Source organism: Acinetobacter sp. ANC 4218, assembly GCF_002135245.1.
GTDB lineage: Bacteria > Pseudomonadota > Gammaproteobacteria > Pseudomonadales > Moraxellaceae > Acinetobacter.
This window is the reverse complement of sequence record NZ_NEGD01000006.1, coordinates 136,201-162,203: the sequence shown is the minus strand read 5'-3', so window position 1 is coordinate 162,203 and position 26,003 is coordinate 136,201. Positions and strand designations below refer to the sequence as shown.

The following is a 26,003-nucleotide window of genomic DNA, read 5'->3' as shown; positions in this document are numbered from 1 at the left end:
TTTCTTAAGGGGGGCTCAAATATGCTTTATCGTCGCCTTATTCCGTTTACAGCAATATGTATATTTCCTTTTTTCTTGCTCGGTTGTGCTGAAAATACGCAATCTGACCCCCGTACTTCGGCGCCGTTAGTACGAGTTGCAACTGTACAAGACGAAATCACTTCTGATTCAAGAGCATTCACAGGCACGATAGGGGCACGGGTAGAAAGTGATCTGGGTTTTCGTGTCTCTGGTAAAGTCATCAAACGGTTTGTTGAAGCAGGCCAGACAGTAAAGCGCGGTCAGTTACTGATGCGTATTGATCCGGTCGATTTAGAACTTGCTGCCAAAGCCCAACAAGAAGCTGTGGGTGCAGCCAGAGCCCGTGCAGAACAAGCAGAGAAAGATGAAGCCCGATATCAGGATTTACGAGGAAGCGGGGCTATTTCTGCTTCTGCCTATGATCAGATTAAAGCAGCAGCGGATACGGCGAGAGCGCAGCTCAGTTCGACTCAAGCTCAAGCTAGGGTTGCATTAAACGCGAGTCATTATGCCGATTTAATTGCGGATGGTGATGGTACGATTATGGAAACACTGGTCGAACCAGGTCAGGTTGTCAGTGCGGGTCAAACAGTCATTCGCTTAGCTCATTCTGGTCAAAGAGAAGCAATCATTCAGCTTCCAGAGACATTACGTCCTGCCATAGGCGCTATTGGTCAAGCTACACTCTTTGGTAAAGAAAATATAAGTGTCCCAGCTAAACTTAGACAGTTATCAAATACAGCAGATCAACTCACGCGTACTTTTGAGGCACGTTTCGTCTTAGACGGCGATTTAGCAAATACCCCTTTAGGTTCAACGGTTACTGTACGTATTGCTAATCAAAATCAGAGTTCACAACATTTTTTACAAGTGCCAGTCGGTTCCTTACTTGATAAGGGCAAGGGAGCTGGAGTCTGGGTCATTAATGGAAAAACTCAGAAAGTAACATGGCGTCCTGTTGTTGTTAAACAGCTTGATGATGAATATGCGTATGTCACTGGCAATATTCAAAGTGGGGATAAAATTGTTGCTCTAGGTGCGCATTTGCTTCGAGAGGGTGAATTGGTACGTATTACATCACAAGCAAGTCATCCTTCAGTTGAAAATGAAGGGGACCACTCATGAGTGAGAAAGGTTTTAACTTATCGGCCCTTGCTGTGCGTGAACGCGGTATCACGCTATTTTTGATTTTTTTGATTTCAATTGCAGGCATCGTTGCTTTTTTAAAGCTTGGCCGAGCTGAAGACCCAGCTTTTACAGTGAAGGTGATGACCATTGTGACGGCTTGGCCAGGGGCAACTGCTCAAGAGATGCAAGATCAAGTTGCTGAAAAAATCGAAAAACGGATGCAAGAGCTACGTTGGTACGATAGAACAGAAACCTATACCAGACCAGGGCTGGCTTTTACAACGCTAACCTTACTTGATAGTACGTCTCCATCACTGGTTCAGGAGGAATTCTATCAAGCAAGAAAGAAAGTAAATGATGAAATGAGTAACTTACCTGCTGGTGTAATTGGACCATTTGTTAATGATGAATATGCGGATGTAACTTTTGCTTTATTTGCTTTGAAGGCAAAAAATGAAGCACATAGATTATTAGTGCGTGATGCAGAAACAATTCGACAGCAGCTACTTCATGTGCCGGGCGTAAAGAAAGTCAATATTATTGGTGAGCAATCTGAACGTATCTATATTGAGTTTTCACATGAGCGTTTGGCAACCCTAGGCATAAATCCGCAAGATGTATTTGCTGCACTGAATAATCAGAATGTGCTTACTCCCGCGGGTTCCATTGAAACCAAAGGTCCTCAAGTTTTTGTCAGATTAGATGGTGCTTTTGACAAGTTACAAAAAATTCGTGACACCCCGATAACAGCTCAAGGTCGCACCTTGAAATTGTCAGATATTGCGACTGTTAAACGTGGTACTGAAGATCCTGCAACATTCATGATTCGTAATGGTGGGGAACCAACCTTACTGTTGGGCGTGGTGATGCGCGAAGGATGGAATGGATTAGATCTTGGTAAATCATTAGAGAAAGAAGTTGGTTCAATTAATCAAGATTTACCTCTGGGCATCAGTTTAAGCAAAGTGACTGATCAAGCAGTTAATATTAGCTCATCGGTAGATGAGTTCATGATTAAGTTCTTTGCAGCATTGCTTGTGGTCATGTTTGTAAGCTTTATTAGCATGGGGTGGCGCGTTGGCGTGGTGGTTGCTATGGCCGTGCCACTCACATTAGCTATTGTTTTTGTAGTGATGTTGGCAACGGGTAAAAACTTTGACCGGATTACACTGGGCTCGCTTATTCTTGCTTTGGGACTATTAGTTGATGATGCCATTATTGCGATTGAAATGATGGTCGTAAAAATGGAAGAGGGCTTTAATCGTATAGCAGCTTCCGCTTATGCATGGAGCCACACAGCGGCACCGATGCTTTCTGGAACATTAGTCACCGCTGTTGGGTTTATGCCAAATGGTTTTGCCCGCTCTACAGCGGGTGAATATACCAGCAATATGTTTTGGATTGTTGGTATTGCACTTATTGCATCATGGATTGTTGCTGTAGTTTTTACACCTTATTTAGGTGTGAAAATGTTACCCAACTTTAAGAAAGTTGAAGGCGGTCATACTGCAATTTATGACACACCACGATATAACCGTTTCCGTCAAATTCTTGAACGTGTGATTGCACGTAAATGGCTTGTTGCCGGCAGTGTTATCGGGCTATTTGTTTTAGCCGTAGGCGGAATGGCATTGGTGAAAAAACAATTTTTTCCAATCTCTGACCGACCTGAAGTGCTTGTTGAAGTACAGATGCCTTATGGAACATCGATTACACAAACAAGTGCTGCGACAGCCAAAGTTGAGGCTTGGTTATCTAAGCAACATGAAGCAAAGATTGTGACATCGTATATTGGTCAAGGTGCCCCTCGTTTTTATTTTGCGATGGGGCCTGAATTACCAGATCCATCCTTTGCCAAGATTGTGGTACGAACTGACAATCAAGAAGAACGTGAAGCTTTAAAACACCGCTTAAGACAAGCTATTTCAAATGGGCTGGTTCCTGAAGCGCAGCTACGTGTAACACAACTTGTGTTTGGACCCTATTCGCCATATCCAGTAGCTTACCGAGTTTCAGGCCCTGATTCAGAAAAATTACGTGTGATTGCAGCTCAGGTTCAGCAAGTTATGAATGCTAGCCAAATGATGCGAACTGTAAATACGGACTGGGGAACTCGTGTGCCAGCCTTGCATTTCACATTGGAACAAGACCGTCTACAAGCAGTGGGCTTAACATCAAGTTCAGTCGCACAGCAATTACAGTTTTTGTTAACCGGTATTCCAATTACATCTGTACGCGAAGATATTCGTACCGTACAGGTGATTGCTCGTTCAGCAGGCGATATAAGACTAGACCCTGCCAAAATTGGTGATTTCACACTGACTGGCGCAAATGGACAACGTATTCCTTTAGCACAAATTGGCAAAATTGAAGTTCGCATGGAAGAACCTGTCATTCGTCGTCGAGATCGGGTGCCAACAATGACTATTCGTGGAGATATTGTTGAGGGATTACAACCACCCGATGTATCTACCGCAATTACCAAACAGCTTCAACCAGTCATTAAAGACCTACCAAAGGGGTATCAGATTGTAGAGGCTGGTTCTATTGAAGAGTCAGGTAAAGCCACTAAAGCCATGCTTCCTATTTTTCCAATCATGTTGGCAATGACACTACTCATTATCATTCTTCAAGTGAGGTCTATTGCTGCAATGATTATGGTGTTTTTAACCAGCCCGTTGGGATTAATAGGCGTGGTACCAACGCTTCTGTTATTTCAGCAGCCCTTTGGTATTAATGCATTAGTCGGGTTGATTGCATTGTCCGGAATCTTGATGCGTAACACGCTCATCTTAATTGGACAAATTCAGCAAAACAAACAAGCGGGGCTAGATCCGTTAAATGCCGTGGTGGAGGCCACAGTACAACGTGCCAGACCTGTAATTTTGACAGCTTTAGCAGCCATTTTAGCTTTCATTCCTCTGACTCACTCAGTGTTTTGGGGAACGCTTGCTTACACACTCATTGGTGGAACGCTTGCAGGAACCATTCTGACTTTGGTTTTTCTACCAGCAATGTATTCGATCTGGTTCAAGATCGGGGCTAAACCAGTAGTTTAATGATCAAATTTTCAAAATTAAAAAGTTATTGGAGTTCATATGTCAAACTCAAAAGTGGTTGTAATTACAGGTGTTTCATCTGGCATTGGGCAAGTTACAGCAGAAAAATTTGCTAAACTCGGCCATAAAGTTTTCGGTACAGTCAGAAATAAGGTTAAAGCTCAACCTATAGAAGGCGTTGAACTTGTTGAGATGGATGTGTCAGATGAAGATTCTGTCCAGCTCGGGATTCATTCTATTATTGATCAAGCTGGGCATATTGATATTTTAATAAATAATGCTGGAGCAAGCTTAATTGGTGCAGTAGAGGAGACCTCGATAAAAGAAGCAGAATTTTTATTTAACACCAATGTGTTTAGCATTCTGCGTACCACACAAGCGGTATTGCCTTATATGCGAATACAGCATTTTGGAAGAATTATAAATGTTAGTTCAGTATTGGGTTTCTTACCTTCACCCTATATGGGGTTATATTCGGCTACTAAACATGCGGTTGAAGGGTTGTCTGAGTCTTTAGATCACGAGCTTCGCCAATTTGGAATTCGCGTATCAATTGTTCAGCCTTCATTTACTAAAACCAATTTAGATAAGAATGCACCCGTAGCAAGTTCAAAAATTCCTGAATATGACAATGAGCGCAACTTAGCTACTCATGCCATCTTAAAACAGATTGATCAAGCACCTCAGCCCGATAGTGTTACTGAGACAATTGTTACAGCGGCACTCAATGATTGGCAAATGCGCCGTACACCATCTGGACAAGCGTCTTTATTGAGTAAATTGCGTCGATTCATGCCGAGTGGCCCAGTTGATAAAAGTATTAGAAAGACTTTTGGTTTGAATTAAATTTTAATTTATTTATTTCAATAAATCAGATCTATCAGAAGAGTAAACTGTGTGGTTTTAACCAATCTGCTTTAGATCAAGTGGCCTTACAGGGTTATGGCTATCAGAGGTTTGAGCTAAACTCTGAGCAGGAATTGGATACAGTCGATGATTTTTATTTAAATTCTAAGTCAGTTAGAGCCTGAAAATCGATTAATTTAAACAATATAATGTTTTTATTGAGGATATTCAGCAACAGTCGGTTCAAGCTTTGAATTAGCAAAAGGAGGTAATTTACCTCCTTTATTTTTTTCCAAAGATCATATCAATTATTTATACAAATGCAGGAAAATTCTTACTACAATTTATTAATAACAAATGACTATCTAGAGACGCCTTTTTCAATTAGTCAGTATGTATTTTAATCGCTATAATTGGGATAGTCGGTATAACCTTCAGCCCCTCCACCGTACAATGTTGCCGGATTTAATTCAGCCAATGGAAGGCCGTGTTTTAAACGTTCAACTAAGTCTGGATTACTAATAAATAATTTTCCAAAAGCAAATAGGTCAGCTTCGTCAGATTCAAGGTGAGCATTCGCAAGTTCTAAATCATAACCATTATTGGCTAAATAGGTCTGCTCAAAACGGTTGCGTATAGCAGGGTAATCGAAAGGTGCTATGTTACGTGGTCCGCCTGTAGCACCTTCAACGACATGCAAATAGACGATACCGAGTTGATTGAGTTGTTCAGTAATGTAATTGTACTGAGGTTGAGGATCACTACAACTTATACCGTTAGCAGGAGATACAGGAGATATACGGACACCTGTTCGATGAGCACCAATTTCACTGACTATAGCTTCAGCCACTTCAAGTAATAATCGTGCTCGATTTTCGATAGATCCACCATATATATCAGTACGTTGGTTGGCACCATCTTTTATAAATTGTTCTAGTAAATATCCATTCGCAGCATGAATCTCAACTCCATCAAATCCAGCAGTAATGGCATTTGCTGCCGCTTGGCGGAAATCTGAAATAATGGCGGGAATTTCATATAATTCTAATGCTCTGGGTTCAGATACTTCAGTAAATGTATTATTTACAAAAGTCTTTGTGTCTGCCCGAATCGCTGAAGGGGCGACAGGACTTGCTCCATTAGGTTGCAAATCAACATGAGAAATTCGTCCAACATGCCATAATTGAACAAAGATTTTTCCACCCTTTGCATGTACGGCATTTGTTACTTTTCGCCAAGCATCAATTTGTTCAGTCGTGTATAGCCCAGGTGTATCTTGATATCCTTGAGCTTGTGGAGAAACTTGGGTTGCTTCTGTAATAATAAGACCTGCGCTAGCACGCTGAGCATAATAATCAGCAGCAAACTCACTTGGCACAAGTCCTTTCCCTGCGCGGTTGCGTGTGAGTGGAGCCATTACAATACGATTGTTGAGTTCAATGTTGCCTAATTGATAGGAACTAAAAAGAGTTTTATCTGTCATGTTACACCTCTAAATTTAATAATGATGTTGAATCAAAAAATCTGCGTTTTTAAAATTTGTTATGACGTTTTTTCAGGAGCATCGAAAATAAGGCATGTCGTTGTCGCATGTGCATATAATTTTCCATCAGGGCCTATTATTCGTCCTTCAGCAGTCGCTGTTTGGCGTCCGACATGGACGATTTTTCCCTCTGCCCGTACAAGAGGGGTCGCATCTGTTAGTGCACGTACCATATTCACTTTGAGTTCAAGCGTGGTATAAGCTTTCCCAGCAGGGAGTGTAGTATGAATAGCGCAAGCAACAGCTGAATCAAGTAAAGTACAAAACCAGCCCCCATGCACACTACCTAATGGATTGTAATGTTTGCGTTGTGGCCGGCCTTGAAAGACTGCAATCCCATATTCCATATGCACAGGAATATAGTCGAGCGTTTCTCCAATTGGAGGTGAGGGAAGCTCACCAGAAAAAATAGCCTCAAAAACTTCTAATCCTGAGCGTTGAGTTAACTCTGATAAGTGCACAGAATCTGGTGGGCCTAGATGCTTAAGAATTTTCTGTTCAGTTTCTTCCCATTCTTTGAGAACGTCATTTACTTCCATAACTATAAGTCCAGTTTGAATACTAAGAATTGAGAATGTCTAATTATAGTTACTAAAATTTAAGCAATAATGGCTTTATGCTTTACATCAATATTTAATATAGGTAATCGCTTTTGATCTGAAGTTGTAATTTGACTGACTGAATCGAGTAGTTGGATTTGATCAGGTGACAATACAACATCGATTGCATGTAAATTACTTTCTGCTTGCTGTAAAGATTTTGGTCCGATAATAGGAATGGTTCCATGTGTACCTGCCCAAGCAATTGCCACCTGATCAGCAGATACATTTAATTCAGCAGCAATTGAAAGCACTGCATCTAAAATTGCTGTACGTTGAATCGAGTTTTCTTGCTGAAAAACCTTGCCGCCAAAACCTTCTTCACGGCCTTTTTCACCCTGACGATATTTACCTGTGAGCATTCCTCCACCTAAAGGAGACCATGTCACCATCCCTAATCCTAATGCTTGAGAAGCTGGAATTAAATCGGCTTCAGGCTCACGACAGACCAAACTATGTTGGAATTGTGCCGCTGCAATAGGCACTGTATTTTTAAGTTCTGCAATAGTTGCTGCACGAGATAGTCGCCATGCTGGAAAATTTGATAAACCTGCATAGAGAATCTTTCCGGTACGAGCCAAATCCTCTAGCCCTCTTAGAATTTCTTCGCTCGGTGTAACATTATCAGGATGATGTACCCAGTAAAGATCAATATAATCCGTTTTCAATCTGCGTAGACTTTGCTCAACTGAATAAAGCATTGCTTTTCGGCTATTTCCTTTATGTAGTTGGTTGGTATCAAGCGAAGCACCATCCGAAAATTTAGTGGCTAAGACAACCTCGTGGCGAATACCTTGTAATAAGTCACCTAGAATTTGCTCAGATTGTCCAAATTGATAAACATCTGCTGTGTCTATAAAATTGCCGCCTACATCCAGATATGCATCCAATACTAATTTGGCGTCTTCTGGTGAGGAACCATACCCCCAACCTGTGCCAAAGTTACCAGTCCCTAAAGCAATTTGTGAAACATTTAAACCTGTTTGACCAAATAATTGATAATTCATATTTATCTCCACTTTTATTCAGAAATTTTTAAAACGATTTTTCCTTTTGCCCGTCCAGTATTTACATAGTGGAAAGCATCTTTAATCTCGCTAAATGTATAAGTCTTATCGACCACTGGGTTTATTTTCCCAGACTCGACTAATTTTGAAATTTCAGATAACTGTTGACCATTCGGCTGCATAAACAGAAATGAATAGGAAATATCGCGTTTTTTTGCTTTATGCCGGATTGACCAACTTAAAAGCGGAATAACACATTTTAGAAACCAGTTCGCTTTGATGGCTTCAGCAAAATTTTTATCTGGTGGTCCTGAAATACTAATAAGACGTCCACCGCGTTTAAGAATGTTTAGTGATTTTTCTAAGGTTTTTCCGCCTTGAGTATCTAGAACTACATCGTAGTCTTTAAGTTCTTGCTCAAAGTCCATTGTTTTATAGTCAATGATCGTATCTGCACCTAATGCTTTGACCCAAGGAATATTTTTCTCACTTGTCGTGGTTGTAACCGTAGCACCAAGAGACTTGGCAAGCTGAATCGCAATTGACCCGACACCGCCTGAACCAGCATGAATTAATACTTTTTGACCTGCTTTAACTTTTGCGATTTCAACTAATGCTTGCCATGAAGTTAATCCAACTAAAGGTAGGGCTGCTGCCTGTTCCATCGAAATATTTTGTGGCTTAAGCGCTAGTGATGACTGTTGAACGACTGTATATTCTGCAAAAGCACCGTTTAGATCTGTCTTGGCATAGACTTCATCTCCGACTTTAAATTGCGACACCTTCGAGCCTACCTCTACGACAGTACCTGCAAAGTCATTGCCTAAGATGAAAGGAAATGGGACGGGCAGAATTGCTTTAAATTCACCTTCTAAAACTCTTAAGTCGAGTGGGTTAATACTGGCTGCATGCACTTTAACAAGAACCGCATTTTCGGTTAGAGATGGTTTCGGTTGTTCATCAATTTGTACATCATTAATATTGCCGTAGCGGGTTATATAAGCTGCTTTCATTTGGAACCTCTATTATTTTGAACTTTTTAATGTTTTAGATTTTGGTTCTGTACTACACCTTCATGCTTCGCTGAATTAACTTGTCAAAGACTTTTACAGGAGCAAAGCGTCGAAGGGCTTTTAAGTTTTTTGCAGTTTTACCTGCTGTATAGCGTGGTAAAACATGTTGACTTTCAATGACATTTAAAATGGTATGGGCAACCACACTTGGGTCATCTGACTTATTAATTGAATGAATCATTTGTTTGTGTAGCTTTTCACGTGCTTCATCGTAAAAAGAAACTTTATTGTCTGCTTCAAGTAAGTTTAATCCTAAAGAAGTATTGGTATAAGCAGGTTCAATCAGAGATACACGAATGCCTTGTGATCTTAACTCGTGGTCTAAAGATTCAGAATAACCTTCAAGTGCATGTTTAGATGCAGCATAAAGAGCGCCAAAAGGCATAGGCATAAGTCCAAGAATCGAACTGATATTTAAAATAAGTCCTGAGTTTTTCTGACGCATGTGTGGAATAACTGCGCGAGTCATTCGAACGGCACCGAAAAAGTTAGTATCAAAAATAGCCTGTGCTTGTTGCATTGAACTTTCTTCAGCACCAGCGGGTGATATTGCAAACCCAGCATTATTAATTAAGACATCAATTCGGCCCTCATTGGCAATCACTTTTTCAATGGCGTGAGTGACCGAGTCGTCTTGATTTACATCTAACTCAATCAGATGAAATTTATAGTTTGATGAGTTTTTTGCTTTTCGGCTTGTGCCATAAACAATAAATCCTGCCTCATGTAAAAGGTCTGCGGTTGCTAACCCAATACCCGATGATGCGCCTGTAATGAGAACTACCCTGCTGGTCATACATGTTCCTTACTTAAATTTTGTCGCCTGAACCAATCGATTCCGGCTTGATTTTTTCATCATAATCTAAAAATAAAATAGTTACTACTAAAAAGATAGTGACAATATATTTTTGCCTGTGTATAGTTAGTATTAAATCGATACTAACTCTGTTTTTTATCTTTTCTCCCTTTAAAAGATCACTCATAAAAAACAGATGAATTAGATCAATGAATTAAATTTGAGGATTAGAGAAATGAAGTTTTTATTAAATACAGTTGCTATGAGTTTGACGGCGATATCTATTTTTAGTGCCCCCTTAACTCAGGCAGAGGTTGTGCCATTGGTTTCTTTTAGTGAACCATCAATTCAGGCACATAAAGTGTTATCAAGTGCTGTTAGCAATTTGCAAGCAGGGCAAAACGCTCAACAAGATACGAATTGGAAGAATGTACCGACTCAATTTATTCGTGCAGGTGACGTTAACTTCGCTTACCGAGAATATGGTCAACAGAACGGTGGAACGCCTGTCATTTTCTTAAATCACTTGGCGGCTGTTCTAGATAATTGGGACCCACGAATTATTGATGGAATTGCGGCTAAACATCATGTGGTGGTGTTTGATAATCGTGGGGTCGGTGCTTCTACAGGTAAACCAGCCCAGTCAATTGAGCAAATGGCAGACGATGCGATTGCTTTCATTCAAGCAAAAGGCTTTAAGCAAGTTGATTTATTTGGCTTCTCGATGGGCGGCATGATTTCACAAGAGATTGCTTTGAAGCAGCCAAATTTAGTTCGAAAAATGATTTTGTCGGGAATTGGCCCTGCGGGAGGTACAGGCATTAGTACCGTAGGACGCATTTCAAATTGGGATTTAGTCCGTGGAATGGCTACTGGTCAAGATCCTAAAGTTTATCTTTTCTTCACACGTACTGAAAATGGTAAAGCTGCTGCAAAACAGTTTATTCAACGTATTAACGAACGTACCGAAAACCGCGATAAAGAAATCACCATTTCTGCCTATCGTGCTCAGCTTAAAGCACTCAAAAAATGGGGCAGTAAGAAACCTTCCGACCTTTCTGTGATTCAACAACCTGTGTTAGTTGCTAATGGTGATCATGACCGAATGGTCCCAACCGTGAACACCTATGATTTGGCAAAACGTTTGCCAAATAGCTCTGTTGTTATTTACCCCGATGCTGGCCATGGCGGAATTTTTCAGTTCCATGAAGATTTTGTAACGCAATCTTTAGCTTTCTTGGCGAAATAAATTCAACTTAATCATTTATAAAAATAGGCGAACGACGATGACCACAATGAATCATCAAACTGTTGAAACACAATTTATAGAAGTTGATGGAGCAAAATTTGCCTATCGTCGATGGGGTAACTCAAACACAGGGCAACCACCGCTATTTTTTCTTCAGCACTTTCGAGGCGGTTTAGACAACTGGGACCCAATCATTACCAATGGTTTGGCACAAGGGCGTGAAGTCATTTTGTTTAATGGTCGAGGCATTGCTTCATCTACAGGTCAGCCTCGTACTCGTATTGAAGACATGGCAGATGATGCAGCCGCAGTCATTCGTGCATTGGGCTTAAAACAAGTTGATTTATTAGGCTTCTCTTTAGGTGGTTTTCAAGCACAGGATTTAGTGCGTCGCCACCCTGAATTAGTCAGAAAATTGATGCTTTTAGGAACAGGCCCTCGGGGTGGAAAACCTAGAGGTGATGATCCAGACGTGGCTGCTTTGGTATTGAAACATGCCACAACTGCTGTGCCATCTGAAGAAGACTTTCTGTTTTTATTTTTTGGCCGATCTGAAGCTGCTATTCAAGCGGGTCGTGAATTTTGGCAACGTCGACATGAGCGTAAAAATCAAGATCAGGTAAGCTCAGTTGAAGTCATGCAGGCACAGATCGAAGCCAATATGCATTTTTTAGCTAAGCTTGATGAACAAGACCCATTTGCGCATTTACGTGAGATTAAACAACCTACTTTCATTTTAAATGGTGTTGATGATGTGATGATTCCGACCATCAACGCCTATCACATGGCACTTAACATCCCAAACGCGCAGCTATTTATCTATCCAGACGCAGGACATGGCGCCCAATTTCAATACCCTGAACGCTTTGTAAAACATGTAATCCAGTTTTTAAATGAATAAATGCATTAGTTCGAGCTAGTCAATTTGATGAATCAAGAAAGCAAAAATGATGAAATTTAAATTACTGCTATGGGTGCTCACCAAGCTCATGCAGCGTGCGGTAAAAAAGAATCCGAAATGTGCTGCTTACGTGAAAGATAAAAATGTCATCTTTCAGATTCAAACTGCGAGTGGTGAAGGCCGCTATTTCGAAGTGAAAAATGGCAAGATTAACTCTTACTCAGGGCTAACCAAGTCACCAAGTTTTACCTTTACGTTTAAAACGGGTAGCAAAGGGTTTGTCGTGTTGTCAGCGAAAGACAGTGTAAACACTTTTTTAACTGCACTTAAAACACAAGACCTTGTCATTAGCGGAAATTTTGTGGATGTGATGTGGTTTCAAAGTTTAGTGGACTTTATTCAACCCCATTCAAAACCATCTTGAACTGTGTGAGAGAAGACCATGACCCAACTGCAATTAGAAACCAATCTCTTGAATCAGCCTTTAACGTTGCCAAATGGCTTTAGCATTCCAAACCGACTAGCGAAGGCTGCAACCAGTGAAACCTTGGCTAGCTATTCAAATAACCCAAACGAAAAACATGTGCGTTTATATCAGCGCTGGGCTGCATCAGGAATTGGGATGATCATCAGTGGCAACATTATGATTGATCGACGTGCCTTAGGTGAGGCTGGTAATGTGGTAGTCGAGGATGAGCGTGATTTTGCGATTTTGCAAAAATGGGCAAAATCCGTGACTGATCAAGGTTCTCAATTGTGGGCACAGTTAAATCATCCGGGAAAACAATCAACCAAAGGATTAAATGTCCGTACTATTTCTGCATCGGCAGTGCCATTTAGGCCAGAAATGCAATCTTTATTTGCGACGCCTGATGAAGCCAAACATACAGAGATTATTGATATTATTCAGCGTTTTGGTCGTAGCGCAGCGATCTGTAAAAAGGCTGGATTTAGTGGCGTTGAGATTCATGCTGCACATGGTTATCTGATTAATCAGTTTTTATCTCCTTTACATAATTTAAGAAATGATGAATGGGGCGGTACACCTGAAAAACGTCGTCGTTTTTTAATGGAAGTATATGCAGAAATCCGCAAACAAGTCGGTCAAGAGTTTCCGATTGCGATTAAGCTAAACTCGGCAGACTTTCAAAAAGGCGGCTTTACCGAACAGGACTCCTTAGAAACAATTCAGGCTTTAGCAGATGCAGGGATCGACCTCATTGAAATATCAGGCGGCACCTATGAATCTGGCGTAGCCAAAGCGCCACAAAAAGCTTCGACTATTGCCCGTGAAGCTTTCTTTATTGATTTCGCAGAAAAAGTAAGAAAACTCGTAAAAACACCACTCATGGTTACAGGTGGTTTTCGGACCGTAGAAGGCATGAATCAAGCTTTGCAGTCTCAAGCGTGTGATGTTATTGGGATTGCAAGAATTATGGCAATTGAACCTGATGTACCTAAATATTTGCTGGCAGGTAAAAATGGTCTTCAGTCGGTGCATCCAATCAAAACAGGCATTAAGAAGGTCGATAGTCTAGGTATTATGGAAGTACTTTGGTACACCCAACAATTAAAACGTATGGGTAAAGCTAAAGAACCAAAACCTCATGAAAGTGGTTTATGGGCATTTATTAAATCGATTTTACGTAGTGGTTGGGGAACGTATGCAACCCAACGGGCACGGGCAAAATAACCGATTTACCTTACATTAGCCCAATAAAAAGCACTCTAATTGAGTGCTTTTTATTTAAAATCTTATTCGGTTTTTTGGCGAATAGGGCGAGTACCAATTTCGGCACCAGTGATTTGATCAATCACAATCGGCTTAATTTCAGTGCCTTGTTCTGCATCCAGAAAAGTCACCATTTTTTCGGGTTGTTCAAAGGGTTTATATTTTCTGCCCCATGCTCCAATCACAAACAGAACTGGTAGAAAATCTTGACCTGCTTGAGTTAATAGATACTCTTCACGCGGCGGATGTTCAGAATATTGTCTCTTTTCGAGTAAGCCTTCCTCTACTAAAACAGACAAACGTTTAGTTAGCATGGTTGGTGCAATACCTAAACTTTTACGGAACTGATCAAAACGTGTAAAACCCGCATGAGCATCACGTAAAATCAACATACTCCACGCGTCGCCTAGAACAGAAAGACTTCTAGCGATTGGGCAGACTTCAAGATTGCTATTTTTACTCATATCCGAATTAATAAATCCAATAGTAACTACTAAAATAATACTAACATAAGGTGCTAAGCTAAGCCAGTTTGAATGCTTAACATAGGAGAATGCTTTTGTTTCCCAAGTCAGTTCCGAACTATGTCTGTACTAGGCTGATTTTCTAATAATTTAGATAAATTATTTTCAAGCCAAGTAGTTAAATCAAAGAGTCGTTCAGCAGCCTCTCGTCCAAACTCTGTTAATTGATAATCTACACGAGGCGGTATTTCTGCATAATCCTGACGTAAGATAAAACCATCTTGCTCAAGCGTTTTTAAGGTTTGAGCCAACATCTTTTCACTAATGCCATCAATTATTTTTTTTAATTCATTAAAACGCAGACGTTGGTTTCTAAGCGCAACTAAAATCAAGACGCTCCAACGACTAGTCAGTGTTAACAAAATTTTTCGAGACGGACAATCTGCTGAAAAAACGTATCCTTTCATCGCATAACACCTTAATTACAAAATTTTACATTTGTTTTAAACTTACCTTTAGGTAAGTACTTACTTTTAGTTAGGTATGGTACTAGGATGATTAAATTATATCAACTACATCAGATGGAGTTCATCATGCGTATTGCAGTTACTGGTGCATCAGGTCAGCTCGGCCAACTTATTATTTCTCAATTATTCGAACGAACTGAGGCAAAAAATATTGTGGCATTAGTGCGTAATCCAGAAAAAGCATCAGAACTAAGTTCAAAAGGGATCGAAGTCCGTGCTTTTGATTATGGACATGATGCAGATAAACTTTCAGCTCAATTGGCAGGTGTCGATCGGCTTTTATTAATTTCATCGAGTGAAATTGGTCAACGGACAGTACAACACCAGAATGTTATTAATGCAGCAAAACTTGCAAACGTAAAATTTATTGCTTATACGAGTTTATTAAAAGCAGATACATCACCGCTTTTATTGGCACAAGAGCATGTTGAGACTGAACAATATTTAAAAGCAGCGAATATTCCACATACACTACTACGTAATAGCTGGTACAGCGAAAACTATGCAATGGGACTTGCACAAGCAGTTGAGCAGGGCAAAATTTTCGGGGCAACTCATCACGGCAAAATTGCTTCTGCTTCACGTTTAGATTATGCAACAGCTGCTGCTATAGTATTAACTCAAGAAGGGCATGAAAATAAAGTTTATGAACTTGCTGGTGATACAAGTTATAGCCTTAATGATGTAGCAAAATGGACAAGTGAAATCAGTAAAAAAGACGTAACTTACCAAGATTTATCGGAAGAGGAATATAAAGCGCTCTTGATACAAGTGGGTATACCAAAAGGTTTTGCGAGTATATTAGCGAACTCAGATGAAGGCGTATCTAAAGACGCTTTATATAGTGATAGCAAAGACCTACATCAGCTAATTGGTCGTGCTACTACAAGTATGCAAGAAACTATTAAAGAATTTTTATCTTAATTTGGCGCTATAATTCTTATCTAAAAAAGGCTTAAATTTTTATGATTTAGGTCTTTAAACATTGGATTAAATGGGATTCTTTGGATACGTATTTGGAATATAGTGCAATGCAGTTTAAACAACGCTATTCAAATTAAACTATATTCTTATTCAAACATTTCGTCCTTGGTGTGGGCAAATTCTTGCAGACTTAGGTGCTGAAGTCATCAAAATTGAACGTCCACAGGTAGGAGATGATACCCGCATGTGGGGACCATCATGGATGCCAGACCAGCAGGGCAATGCCACACGTGAATCTGGCTATTTTCAGTGTGCTAATCGCAATAAATATTCAGTTTCTGTTGATATTGCCTCGGCTCAAGGTCAAGAAATTATTAGGGAAATTGCCAAAACCGCTGATGTAGTCATTGAAAACTATAAAGCGGGCTCACTGGCAAAATATGGACTTGATTATGCAAGTTTAAGTGCACTGAATCCCAATGTGGTGTATTGCTCGATTACTGGTTTTGGTCAGGATGGACCACGTGCCTTGAATGAAAATTTCAAAGTGATTGCTTCGCCAATCAAACTTTCAGATACACCGGTAGAATATCGCAATGCACCACCGCAGTTGGGTGAACATACTCAACATATTCTGTCACGTCTTAAAACGGCAGATGAGCTGCATGCCTTAAAATTGCAAGGCATTATTGATGGAGAGGTAGCTTAAGCAGCATTCTTGTGATGCATATTGGTTTTGCTTCTGTTGGACCGGAATGTTAAAGCATTCGGTCCTTTTTTCTGCCAGGAAAGATGACATCCATTTTATGCATCATGGTGTTTGTGAAATTATCTAATACAAGAAAGCGATACCTACAAGGTGCTTGGTCAGATGCAGTGCTAAGCGTTATCATAATCAGCATAAGATCATTGGATTGCATTATGAAAATTGTCGCAGATGAAAATCTGGCATTTACTGAATATTTCTTTGCCGATTTTGGAGAAATTCAGCAGGCTGCAGGACGAACCTTAACCCATGCGAATGTGAAAGATGCAGAAGCGTTACTGGTGCGTTCTGTGACCCAAGTCAATGCCGAGCTGGTTCAGGACACAAAATTAAAATTTGTCGGCAGTGCGACCATTGGCACCGATCATCTGGATATAGCTGCTTTAGAACAATGCAATATTGCCTGGTCGAATGCCGCAGGCTGTAATGCGCAGGCCGTTGCGGAATATGTGATTACTGCTTTACTGCATTTAAAACCTGAACTAATCGATGCCAATGACAGCTTTACTTTGGGCATTATCGGTCTGGGCAATGTCGGTTCACGTCTGGCTGTTATGGCTAAACTTCTGGGCTGGAAGGTGATTGGTCATGATCCCTTCGTACAGCGTGAACAGATTGAGCAAGTAGATTTAAATACCCTATTAAAAACAGCCGATGCGATTTCCACCCATGTGCCTTTAACCAAAACAGGCAATCATCCAACTTACCATCTCATCAATGCTGAAGCTTTAGCACAGATGAAGCCTACAGCGATTTTAATTAATTCGGCACGAGGACCGGTGGTTGAAGAATCGGCTTTAATTGTCGATATTCAACAGACCCAGCGTGCAGTAGTTCTCGATGTATTTGAGCACGAACCTGAAATTTCAGAACAGCTGTTAAATTTAATTCGTTTGGTCACACCGCATATTGCCGGGTATAGCTTGGAAGGAAAGGCACGTGGTACACAAATGATCTACGATGCATTCTGCAACACCTTTCATTATCCAGCTGAAAAGCAATTTGAAACGCAATTACCTGTCTGTGAACCATACTTTAAAGATGGTGATTTAAAGGCGGTGCTAAAACAATATTTGACTCAAATCTATGATATTGCCCGTGATGATGCAAACTTAAGGGCCTGCCTGAAAGATGGCAAGATTGAGCAAAAAGCCTTTGATTATTTGCGTAAAACTTATCCGTTACGCCGTGAATGGGCAGCACATGGAGGGCCGAAGGCATGAGTCAATCTATTGCTTATCAGCCGACTTGTGATTTAAAGGCTATGCAGGCACGTGCCAAAATGTATGCGCAAATCCGTCAGTTCTTTGCTGAACGGAATGTACTGGAAGTTGAAACACCAGTCTTATCGCAGGCCGGAGTGACCGATGTACATCTGGCCTCTATACAGGCACAGCGTCATTTACAAGGCAAATTACACACCCACTATTTGCAAACCTCGCCCGAATTTGCCATGAAGCGGCTGCTGGCCAGTGGTAGTGGTCCGATCTATCAAATCTGTAAAGTTTTTCGTGATGATGAGCATGGACGTAAACATAATAGTGAGTTCACTATGCTGGAATGGTACCGTCCCGGATTCAGCCTGAAAGATTTGATGTTTGAAGTAACCGATTTGCTCAATGTGACTTTAAAACAGCGTTTTGGTGAAGTTCGTCCCACCATTTTAAGTTATAAGCATGCCTTTATGGATCGTCTGAATATCAATCCATTACAAGCAAGCTTAAAAGATCTGAAAGACTGTTGTAACCGGGTTGGACTCAATCTGGATTTGGGTGATGACCGCCTGGGTTATATCGATTTGCTTTTTTCGCATTTTGTCGAACCGAGTCTGGGTTTTGATACGCCAGTATTTTTAACCGATTTCCCCGCTGAACTGGCATCCTTGGCCAAAACCCGAATCGATGAGGATGGGGAACTGGTAGCTGCCCGCTTCGAGCTGTATATCGAAGGTCTGGAATTGGCCAATGCTTATGATGAATTGATTGATGCCGATGTACTGCGTTCCCGCTTTGAAGCAGATAATGCCGAACGTGCAAAACTGGGCTTACATGTCATGCCGATTGATGAATATCTGCTTACTGCATTACCGCACATGACAGAGTGTTCCGGTATTGCTTTAGGCATTGACCGTTTGTTAATGGTCGCTACAGAGCAAATGAAGCTTGAAAAAGTGATTGCTTTTCCAGCGAATATTTCCTGATTTCAGCTATTGCTCATATTTGTTGATCAGCCAAAATTCCTCCTGACTCCCTTTATGAAAGGGGGATTCATTTGTGTGCAAAGATGGAATTATGGGGATTGATATGGATGCAAAAATGCGCCATCAGGTTTGTTAGTGAAGGATAGTTTGATTTAAGTAAGCTGTGGATATGCGAGTGTGGCAGAGATGCCACACGTTACCCATCATAACAAGGAGGTTATGTATGGGTAACAAAGGCTTTTGCTTACTTTTGGCCTCTCAAAAGTAAGACATCGCCTATACAAATGCCTTTTGATTTTATTGAAAATTTGCGGCAGTGAAAGCTTCTAACTTAAATAAGATGATTTGAATTAACTATTTTCTCAAAAAATAGTCTTTAATCAAATTATGGGACAACAATATCCTTAGATGCTTTTTTATACTTACACCACTACTGCAACTTGCCGAGCTTTCAGTTCTGCAATGGCTTGAATGCGACGCTCAATCAACATCTCACCAATTTCTTGACCTTTCACATCGGCAGGTAAGTCTTGCGCTTTAATATTGCGGACCACTTCCATTGCCTTAAGTATATAAGTGGCCTGAGGATAGTCACGATCTTCCAGACCTAAACGGCCACGGGAGTCGCATTCACAAGCCTGTATAAACGCCTCCACTCGTTCAGGGCGACGTAACACATCCAGACGTTGCAGTAAACGCCATAAAGTACCTGGTTTCAGGCTTAAAGCCTGATGGCATTTTAAATGTTCTTTACAGACTGCAATGGCCAGCTGTTTGGTATTGGTTGGGACTTTCAGACGGTCACAGAGTTCAGTCACCGGTTTGACCCCGCGTTCTTCGTGCATGATATGGCGCGGTAATTCATCTGCTGGTGTCAAGGCCTTGCCCAAGTCGTGAACCAGCACTGCGAAGCGGACATCTAAAGAATAGTCGGCTTTACAAGCCTGTTGTAATGACATCATGGTATGAATGCCACTGTCAATTTCCGGATGATATTCAGGGCGCTGTGGAATACCATATAAAGCATCCAGCTCCGGGAACAGGACTTTTAACGCACCACAGGTACGTAAAACGGTAAAATATTCATCGGCATGATCTTCCATCAGCGCACGGGAAGTTTCTTTCCAGACACGTTCCTGAATTAGCGCATTGAGTTCACCTGATTCCACCAATTGTTTCATTAAGGTGAGGGTTTCTTCTGCCACGCTAAAGCCTAAACTTTTATAACGTGCAGCAAAGCGCGCAATGCGCAGAACACGGAGTGGATCTTCGACAAAGGCATCGGATACATGGCGTAAAATGCGTTGTTCCAAGTCCTGCTGACCCGCATAAGGATCATAAATATTGCCTTCATTGTCCATGGCCATGGCATTGATGGTCAGGTCACGACGAATCAGATCATCTTCAAGACTAACGCTCGGATCGGTATAAAATTCAAAGCCATGATAGCCACGACCTGATTTACGTTCAGTGCGTGCCAGTGCATATTCTTCTTTTGTTTCTGGATGTAAAAAAACAGGGAAATCCTTACCCACAGGCTGATAGCCCTGAGCAAGAAGTTGTTCCGGTGTTGCACCGACCACAACATAATCTTTCTCGTGATAGGGGTGTCCGAGCAAGTGATCTCGAACCGCACCGCCTACTAAATAAACTTGCATGAAAAAACCTCTATTCTTCAAGCAATCATGCTACAGAATAGAGGTTTTCTCAAGTCACAAAATGTGATCTAGCTGACTAAATCAAAGGGCTAATTTTTCATTTTCCTGAATTTCAGCAACAGTTAATGCAGTCATGTTCACCAAGCGACGTGTAGTCGTAGTTGGTGTCAGGATGTGGACAGGTTTAGATACACCTAACAGGATAGGACCAATGGTAACGTTATTCCCTGAAGTCGATTTCAATAGGTTAAACGAAATGTTGGCTGCATCCAGGTTTGGCATAATCAGCAAGTTTGCAGAACCTTTGAAACGTGAGTTCGGGAAAGCAAAGTGACGGATGTTTTCGTCAAGTGCCGCATCACCGTGCATTTCACCTTCAACTTCCAGTTCAGGCGCAGTTTCAGACAAGATGTCATACACTTTACGCATTTTTTGCGCGCTTAAGTCATCTTGGTCGCTACCGAAGCTTGAGTGAGAAAGAAGTGCGATACGTGGTGTTACACCAAAACGACGTACTTCTTCAGCAGCCAAAATGGTCATTTCAGCAAGCTGTTCAGCTGTCGGGTTACGGTTAATGTATGTATCCGCGATGAACAGGTTACGGTCTTCAAGCATTAATGCATTGAGCGTAAAGAATGTGTTATGACCTTCTTTCTTACCAATGATGTTGCTTACGAAGTCCAGATGAATGTCGTAACTTGAGTAGGTACCACACAGCATACCGTCTGCAAGACCGTGTTTCACCAGCATAGATGCAATTAAGGTAGAACGGCGACGTGCTTCACGTTGCGCATACTCAGGTGTCACACCTTTACGTTGCATGATGCTGTAGTAGTCATCAGCAAACATTTCGTAATGTGGGTTCTTTTCTTGATCGATGATGGTGATGTTCACACCATCTTCAAGACGTAGACCTAATTTCTTGATATTTGCTTCAATCACTGCAGGGCGACCGACAAGGATTGGTTTAGCCAGACCTTCATCGACTGCAATTTGTACTGCACGAAGTACACGCAGGTCTTCACCTTCAGCATAGGCAATACGCTTAGGATCAGTTTTCGCCTGGGCGAAAATTGGTTTCATCATGAATGCAGAGTTGTAAACAAACTCAGACAGACGTTGACGGTAAGCAGAGAAGTCCTGAATCGGGCGAGTGGCTACGCCTGAGTCCATCGCTGCCTGTGCAATTGCCGGGGCAATTTCAAGAATCAAGCGTTGATCGAGTGGGCGAGGGATTAAGTAATCACGGCCAAATGATGCTGATTTTTCACCATACGATGCTGCGTCTGCTTCAACATGTGCCATGCGCGCAATGGCATGTACACAGGCAATCTTCATTTCTTCATTGATGGTGGTTGCGCCAACGTCAAGCGCGCCACGGAAGATATATGGGAAGCACAGTGCATTATTTACCTGGTTTGGATAGTCTGAACGACCAGTTGCCATGATCACGTCATCACGAACTTCATGTGCATGTTCAGGCAGAATTTCTGGATCCGGGTTTGCCAAGGCAAAGATAATCGGATTTGCAGCCATGGTTTTCACCATTTCTTTGGTGAGAATACCGGCAGCTGACAGACCCAGGAACATATCAGCACCTTCAAGTACTTCACCGAGCTGAGTAGCGGTGATGTCTTGCACGTATGCTTTTTTAGATTCATCCAGACCTTCACGCTGAGTGGTTAATAGACCACGTGAATCGGCAACGATGATATTCTCTTTCTTAGCACCCAGGGCACAAAGAAGATTTAAGCAAGACAGTGCTGCTGCACCTGCGCCTGAAGCAACAATCTTGATTTCTTCAATTTTTTTGCCGTTAAATTGCAATGCATTCAGAAGAGCTGCACCCACAATAATAGAGGTACCATGCTGGTCATCGTGGAACACTGGAATGTTCATGCGTTCACGAAGTTTTTGCTCGATATAGAAACATTCTGGTGCCTTGATATCTTCAAGGTTAATCCCACCAAAAGTAGGTTCTAGCGCGGCCACGATGTCGACAATTTTGTCAGGGTCGTTTTCATCAATTTCAATATCGAATACATCGACACCGGCAAATTTTTTGAACAGTACGCCTTTACCTTCCATTACCGGTTTAGATGCCAAAGGACCGATATTTCCTAAACCCAGTACTGCAGTACCATTACTCACCACTGCTACAAGGTTACCGCGTGCAGTATAAAGGGCAGCAGTTGAAGGGTCACGTTCAATCTCAAGACATGGTGCAGCAACACCTGGTGAGTAGGCAAGCGCTAAGTCACGTTGATTGACCAGTTGCTTGCTAGGCGTGACGCTGATTTTTCCTGGTGTTGGGAATTCGTGATAATACAATGCCTGTTGTTTTAAAGATTGATCTTCCATCTGTATCTCGTTTGTTACTGGAGTAATTCAGCAAAGCTGCTGGTTTTCTGCTTGGTTGCATCGAATATAACATTTGTTGCGACCTTATCACAGTCGCGTATGTGTCTTTTTCAGGCAAAGTTGGGGGGTGAAAGGTTGACTTATATCAAGAAGGTATAAGTCGATGTTGTTCCAGGTATGTGGTGGCTTCTTTTTCAGGAAGCGGCTTGGAAAAAAAGAAACCTTGAGCAATATCGCATTCCAGATCTTGCAGGTACTGTAGCTGTTGCTTGGTTTCAATACCTTCTGCAACCACCATCATTCCCATGGCTTTGCCCATGGCGATCATAGCACTGACAATCGCTTCCTGCTTATTTTTTCCGATTTTGGATATAAAACTGCGATCTATTTTAAGTATATCAATCGGGAAATCGGCAAGATAAGACAGGGACGAGTAGCCTGTGCCAAAATCATCTAGCGAGATATGAATTTTCCGTTTTTTAATTTCATTCAACAGGTTTTTCACCGTGACTGAATTTTCCAGTAACGATGATTCGGTAATTTCAAGTTCCAGGCTGGAACCACAAATGTTATAGGTCTGGATGGCATGATCCAGATCTTCCAGCAATTGTCCGCGTTGTAATTGCTGGGCCACCACATTGACGGATATACAAATATTGTCAAACCCGATATTGTTCCAGTAGCGGATCTGTTTGGCTGTTTGTTGAATCACAATCCGGCCAATATCCGAGATCAGGCTGGTTTGTTCTGCCAAGGGAATAAACAGGTTGGGTGGAATAATGCCCTTGCTTGGATGATTCCAGCGCACCAGTGCTTCAAAACCGTAAATATTCTGATCACTGAAATTTATTTTCGGCTGATAGTAAACAATTAGCTCGTTATTATTGATGGCATGGCGCAAATCGCGTTCCAGATAAATGCCTTGTTCAAGTAAAGCGCTACTTTTATTGGAGTAGAAACGACAGGCATTGCCGCCTAGGTTTTTTGCTTCAGTCAAGGCCTGCTCAGCGCAATTATTCAGATAATCCAGCTGACGTCCATTTTCCGGATAGAATGCAACGCCCATGGACAGGGTGATAATATGGTCCTGATCGAAAATGTTAAAGGGTAAGGAAAAAGCTTTACTTATACGTTCACAATGATGTTGAATCGACGGGTGAGTAGGTGAAATCTCATAGACAATTGCAAAATCATCGCCATTCAGATGCGCTACAAATAATGCTTCGGTATTGGTCAGTCGCAGTCTTTGTGCAACTTGGCGTAACAGTTCGTCACCACCACTATTACTTAAAAATTCATTTAAAGGCCTGAAACGATCGATATTTAAACGAATAACGGCCAGCTGTTTAATGGAATCTTTTTGACTAATTAAATATTGGTGTAACTGGTAGTTGTAATAAAAACGGTTCGGCAAATCGGTTAAAGGATCGTAATTTTCTAAATAAGACAACCGTTGTTCTTGCAGTTTACGTTCAGTTAAATCGGAGACAATACCGATATAGTGAGTAACACGGTTCTGCTCATCGCTAATGGCATTAATGCGCATCCAGATGGTTGCTTCTTCACCTGAAAGGAATGTTTCCTGCAGTTCACCATCAAACTCACCGATTTTTCCCAGCTGCTGAAGAATCGAGTAGTGGCTGTTTCTTTGTTGTGACTGATAATTTTCCGTAATATCAAATAAATTTTTGCCAATAATATGTCGGTGAGTAAAACCGGTGAGTTGTTCATAAAATGGATTGACGTCAATGTAGCATAGCTGATCATCGAGAATAAAAATGCCTTCAGTTGCTTGCTGAAGTACACTGGCAGCTAATTTTAAGCGTTCCTGATCGGTACGTTCCTGATGAATGTCACGACGGATACCCACCATGCGCAGGGGCTTTTTATTGACCGGATCACGAGCAATGACCCGACCAATATCATGGACCCATTTCCACTTGCCATTGCTGTTCTGAATTCGATAGCTGGCTTCATAAAGTGGTGACTGACCACGTAAATGTTGTTTCATTGCATGCTTGAACTGCTCAATATCATCCAGATGAATGATGTTTTGCAGTTGATGATGATGCAGTTTAGAGGGCTTCAGGGTTTTTTGCTGTTTTGCGTCCGTCACCAGAATTTCACGATCTTTGATATTCCAGTCCCAGGGGCGAAGTCCGGCAATTTCATGCGCCAAAACCAGATTTTGTTGCTGATTTTCCAGATCGGCATTCATTTTGGCAATATCAACAGTTCGTTCTTTAACTTTTTGCTCCAGCAGCTGATTGTTTAATTGTAATTGCAGCTCTATATCTTTTGATTTATTAATTTCAGCTTGTAATTGTTTGCATAATTCATCGGTCCATAAAACCTGTTGTTTGGCATTTTTAACTAAACGATTGTTTTTTGAGTACAGTACAGAAATACGCTGATGAATACGCGATGTGATATTGGCGCATAATAAAATGACAATCAGTGCAAAATTAATGGTGAGATAGAATAAAGGATCTGATGTTTCTGTGCTGATAAATTGTGAAGCCAGATAAGGAAAAATAGCAGGTATAAACGCCAGACAGAAATAAGTTAAGCGCTGGGTTAAAAAGGTTAGGGCAAATGCCTGACTCACAATCAGTAATAATGCTGACAAAATTAAGGCATGAACATGACTAAAGGCAGGGTTGTATTGAGGTAAATAGTAGTAAACCAGGCCCATACCTAAGGCAATACAACTACCAATCACTAAACTTTGAATTTGTAGCCAACGATGCGCATGAGGCAAGGCAAATTGGTCGGGTTTAAAATAAACACTGCTAATCAGTAAACACAGGCAACACAAGAGTTCAGTGCCTATAAACCAAAAATTGAAATAAAAAGAAGGTTTTATAAAATAAAATTGGTAAATGCCATAAACATATGCCGATACAATCACAATACTGACTATAAAGAAGCGGCTAAGTCGAATTGTATTGCTAATTTGTGCAGCACTCACATGCTGTTTAATATACTCGTCTTGAAGATCTGACATACAGGCAAAAACCTTAATTATTATTTTGCAATAAATTTACTTTCTAAATATTGATTGAGTTAAAAAAATAAACTGTATTTTAAATATACATTTGTATCTTTAATTCAAGAGTAATAATGTTGTTGAAAAAAATCAATCACAT

Annotated in this window: 21 protein-coding genes and 1 pseudogene; 12 read left to right on the top strand and 10 right to left on the bottom strand. The window is 41.1% G+C overall.

All coding sequences use genetic code 11. From position 1 onward, the window contains the following. The first annotated feature begins 21 nt into the window (after positions 1–21). The 4 genes and pseudogenes from B9T38_RS07755 to B9T38_RS17195 all read left to right on the top strand — a co-directional run. On the top strand, positions 22–1,146 hold the full coding sequence (locus tag B9T38_RS07755; protein ID WP_086196251.1) for an efflux RND transporter periplasmic adaptor subunit: 1,125 nt from the start codon (positions 22–24) through the stop codon (positions 1,144–1,146). Further along, positions 1,143–4,208 (top strand): efflux RND transporter permease subunit, encoded by a 3,066-nt coding sequence (locus B9T38_RS07750; RefSeq protein ID WP_086196250.1) that lies wholly within the window; start codon positions 1,143–1,145, stop codon positions 4,206–4,208. Before B9T38_RS07755 ends, B9T38_RS07750 begins: the two co-directional genes overlap by 4 nt. Positions 4,209–4,247: 39 nt before the next feature. After that, positions 4,248–5,054, top strand: coding sequence for an oxidoreductase (locus tag B9T38_RS07745; RefSeq protein WP_086196249.1), 807 nt, complete (start codon positions 4,248–4,250; stop codon positions 5,052–5,054). Between the two features lie 26 nt (positions 5,055–5,080). Continuing rightward, positions 5,081–5,212, top strand: a pseudogene (locus B9T38_RS17195) (recombination directionality factor); the annotation flags it as partial. Positions 5,213–5,454: 242 nt separating this feature from the next. Here the strand turns inward: B9T38_RS17195 and B9T38_RS07740 are convergent. The 5 genes from B9T38_RS07740 to B9T38_RS07720 are packed head-to-tail and all read right to left on the bottom strand — an operon-like array spanning position 5,455 to position 10,072. Continuing rightward, positions 5,455–6,537 carry an alkene reductase gene (locus tag B9T38_RS07740; protein ID WP_086196248.1) on the bottom strand — a complete coding sequence of 361 codons (1,083 nt, stop codon included), beginning with the start codon at positions 6,535–6,537 and terminating at the stop codon, positions 5,455–5,457. A 59-nt stretch (positions 6,538–6,596) separates the two neighbouring features. Continuing rightward, entirely contained in the window at positions 6,597–7,136 is a 540-nt protein-coding gene (locus B9T38_RS07735; RefSeq protein WP_086196247.1) for a PaaI family thioesterase, read from the bottom strand. A 59-nt stretch (positions 7,137–7,195) separates the two neighbouring features. Next, the gene (locus tag B9T38_RS07730) at positions 7,196–8,203 is read right to left on the bottom strand and encodes an aldo/keto reductase (protein WP_086196246.1); all 1,008 of its coding nucleotides are present in this window, start codon (positions 8,201–8,203) and stop codon (positions 7,196–7,198) included. 14 nt (positions 8,204–8,217) lie between these two features. Continuing rightward, positions 8,218–9,216, bottom strand: a complete 999-nt coding sequence (locus B9T38_RS07725; protein WP_086196245.1) for an NADP-dependent oxidoreductase — start codon at positions 9,214–9,216, stop codon at positions 8,218–8,220. Between the two features lie 52 nt (positions 9,217–9,268). Then, positions 9,269–10,072 (bottom strand): oxidoreductase, encoded by an 804-nt coding sequence (locus tag B9T38_RS07720; RefSeq protein ID WP_086196244.1) that lies wholly within the window; start codon positions 10,070–10,072, stop codon positions 9,269–9,271. Between the two features lie 235 nt (positions 10,073–10,307). Between B9T38_RS07720 and B9T38_RS07715 the strand changes: the two genes are divergently transcribed. From B9T38_RS07715 to B9T38_RS07700, 4 genes are read left to right on the top strand one after another with little or no spacing between them, the layout of a single operon-like run. Further along, complete coding sequence (locus tag B9T38_RS07715; protein WP_086196243.1) at positions 10,308–11,321, top strand: alpha/beta fold hydrolase; 1,014 nt, start codon at positions 10,308–10,310, stop codon at positions 11,319–11,321. A gap of 37 nt (positions 11,322–11,358) precedes the next feature. After that, a complete protein-coding gene (locus tag B9T38_RS07710; protein WP_086196242.1) occupies positions 11,359–12,222 on the top strand; it encodes an alpha/beta fold hydrolase in 864 nt (287 codons plus the stop codon). A gap of 46 nt (positions 12,223–12,268) precedes the next feature. Then, positions 12,269–12,646, top strand: a complete 378-nt coding sequence (locus B9T38_RS07705) for a helicase (protein ID WP_086196241.1) — start codon at positions 12,269–12,271, stop codon at positions 12,644–12,646. 18 nt (positions 12,647–12,664) lie between these two features. Further along, positions 12,665–13,915 carry an NADH:flavin oxidoreductase/NADH oxidase family protein gene (locus B9T38_RS07700; RefSeq protein ID WP_086196240.1) on the top strand — a complete coding sequence of 417 codons (1,251 nt, stop codon included), beginning with the start codon at positions 12,665–12,667 and terminating at the stop codon, positions 13,913–13,915. A gap of 62 nt (positions 13,916–13,977) precedes the next feature. Here B9T38_RS07700 and B9T38_RS07695 read toward each other — a convergent pair whose 3' ends face one another. After that, on the bottom strand, positions 13,978–14,418 hold the full coding sequence (locus B9T38_RS07695) for a winged helix-turn-helix transcriptional regulator (protein ID WP_086196239.1): 441 nt from the start codon (positions 14,416–14,418) through the stop codon (positions 13,978–13,980). Positions 14,419–14,525: 107 nt separating this feature from the next. Further along, positions 14,526–14,885: a winged helix-turn-helix transcriptional regulator gene (locus tag B9T38_RS07690; RefSeq protein ID WP_086196238.1), complete on the bottom strand. Its 360-nt coding sequence runs from the start codon at positions 14,883–14,885 to the stop codon at positions 14,526–14,528. 126 nt (positions 14,886–15,011) lie between these two features. On the opposite strand from B9T38_RS07690, the gene B9T38_RS07685 reads away from it, so the two are divergent. The 4 genes from B9T38_RS07685 (at position 15,012) to epmA (ending at position 18,835) form a co-directional block, all read left to right on the top strand. After that, entirely contained in the window at positions 15,012–15,869 is an 858-nt protein-coding gene (locus B9T38_RS07685; RefSeq protein WP_213033055.1) for an SDR family oxidoreductase, read from the top strand. A gap of 142 nt (positions 15,870–16,011) precedes the next feature. Next, positions 16,012–16,578 (top strand): CoA transferase, encoded by a 567-nt coding sequence (locus B9T38_RS07680; RefSeq protein WP_086196236.1) that lies wholly within the window; start codon positions 16,012–16,014, stop codon positions 16,576–16,578. 212 nt (positions 16,579–16,790) lie between these two features. Next, the gene (locus B9T38_RS07675) at positions 16,791–17,858 is read left to right on the top strand and encodes a 4-phosphoerythronate dehydrogenase (RefSeq protein ID WP_086196235.1); all 1,068 of its coding nucleotides are present in this window, start codon (positions 16,791–16,793) and stop codon (positions 17,856–17,858) included. Next, positions 17,855–18,835 carry an EF-P lysine aminoacylase EpmA gene (epmA, locus tag B9T38_RS07670; RefSeq protein ID WP_086196234.1) on the top strand — a complete coding sequence of 327 codons (981 nt, stop codon included), beginning with the start codon at positions 17,855–17,857 and terminating at the stop codon, positions 18,833–18,835. The genes B9T38_RS07675 and epmA overlap by 4 nt, the downstream gene beginning before the upstream one ends. A gap of 422 nt (positions 18,836–19,257) precedes the next feature. Here the strand turns inward: epmA and B9T38_RS07665 are convergent, their stop codons facing one another. From B9T38_RS07665 to B9T38_RS07655, 3 genes are all read right to left on the bottom strand, one after another. Then, the gene (locus B9T38_RS07665; protein WP_086196233.1) at positions 19,258–20,493 is read right to left on the bottom strand and encodes a multifunctional CCA addition/repair protein; all 1,236 of its coding nucleotides are present in this window, start codon (positions 20,491–20,493) and stop codon (positions 19,258–19,260) included. An 81-nt stretch (positions 20,494–20,574) separates the two neighbouring features. After that, positions 20,575–22,854: an NADP-dependent malic enzyme gene (locus B9T38_RS07660; RefSeq protein WP_086196232.1), complete on the bottom strand. Its 2,280-nt coding sequence runs from the start codon at positions 22,852–22,854 to the stop codon at positions 20,575–20,577. Between the two features lie 145 nt (positions 22,855–22,999). Further along, positions 23,000–25,861 (bottom strand): bifunctional diguanylate cyclase/phosphodiesterase, encoded by a 2,862-nt coding sequence (locus tag B9T38_RS07655; RefSeq protein WP_086196231.1) that lies wholly within the window; start codon positions 25,859–25,861, stop codon positions 23,000–23,002. Between the last annotated feature and the right edge of the window lie 142 nt (positions 25,862–26,003).

Coding starts and splice junctions, on each gene's coding strand:
- B9T38_RS07755 (WP_086196251.1), top strand. CDS start 22: ATGCTTTATCGTCGCCTTATTCCGTTTACAGCAATATGTATATTTCCT.
- B9T38_RS07750 (WP_086196250.1), top strand. CDS start 1,143: ATGAGTGAGAAAGGTTTTAACTTATCGGCCCTTGCTGTGCGTGAACGC.
- B9T38_RS07745 (WP_086196249.1), top strand. CDS start 4,248: ATGTCAAACTCAAAAGTGGTTGTAATTACAGGTGTTTCATCTGGCATT.
- B9T38_RS07740 (WP_086196248.1), bottom strand. CDS start 6,537: ATGACAGATAAAACTCTTTTTAGTTCCTATCAATTAGGCAACATTGAA.
- B9T38_RS07735 (WP_086196247.1), bottom strand. CDS start 7,136: ATGGAAGTAAATGACGTTCTCAAAGAATGGGAAGAAACTGAACAGAAA.
- B9T38_RS07730 (WP_086196246.1), bottom strand. CDS start 8,203: ATGAATTATCAATTATTTGGTCAAACAGGTTTAAATGTTTCACAAATT.
- B9T38_RS07725 (WP_086196245.1), bottom strand. CDS start 9,216: ATGAAAGCAGCTTATATAACCCGCTACGGCAATATTAATGATGTACAA.
- B9T38_RS07720 (WP_086196244.1), bottom strand. CDS start 10,072: ATGACCAGCAGGGTAGTTCTCATTACAGGCGCATCATCGGGTATTGGG.
- B9T38_RS07715 (WP_086196243.1), top strand. CDS start 10,308: ATGAAGTTTTTATTAAATACAGTTGCTATGAGTTTGACGGCGATATCT.
- B9T38_RS07710 (WP_086196242.1), top strand. CDS start 11,359: ATGACCACAATGAATCATCAAACTGTTGAAACACAATTTATAGAAGTT.
- B9T38_RS07705 (WP_086196241.1), top strand. CDS start 12,269: ATGATGAAATTTAAATTACTGCTATGGGTGCTCACCAAGCTCATGCAG.
- B9T38_RS07700 (WP_086196240.1), top strand. CDS start 12,665: ATGACCCAACTGCAATTAGAAACCAATCTCTTGAATCAGCCTTTAACG.
- B9T38_RS07695 (WP_086196239.1), bottom strand. CDS start 14,418: ATGAGTAAAAATAGCAATCTTGAAGTCTGCCCAATCGCTAGAAGTCTT.
- B9T38_RS07690 (WP_086196238.1), bottom strand. CDS start 14,885: ATGAAAGGATACGTTTTTTCAGCAGATTGTCCGTCTCGAAAAATTTTG.
- B9T38_RS07685 (WP_213033055.1), top strand. CDS start 15,012: ATGCGTATTGCAGTTACTGGTGCATCAGGTCAGCTCGGCCAACTTATT.
- B9T38_RS07675 (WP_086196235.1), top strand. CDS start 16,791: ATGAAAATTGTCGCAGATGAAAATCTGGCATTTACTGAATATTTCTTT.
- epmA (WP_086196234.1), top strand. CDS start 17,855: ATGAGTCAATCTATTGCTTATCAGCCGACTTGTGATTTAAAGGCTATG.
- B9T38_RS07665 (WP_086196233.1), bottom strand. CDS start 20,493: ATGCAAGTTTATTTAGTAGGCGGTGCGGTTCGAGATCACTTGCTCGGA.
- B9T38_RS07660 (WP_086196232.1), bottom strand. CDS start 22,854: ATGGAAGATCAATCTTTAAAACAACAGGCATTGTATTATCACGAATTC.
- B9T38_RS07655 (WP_086196231.1), bottom strand. CDS start 25,861: ATGTCAGATCTTCAAGACGAGTATATTAAACAGCATGTGAGTGCTGCA.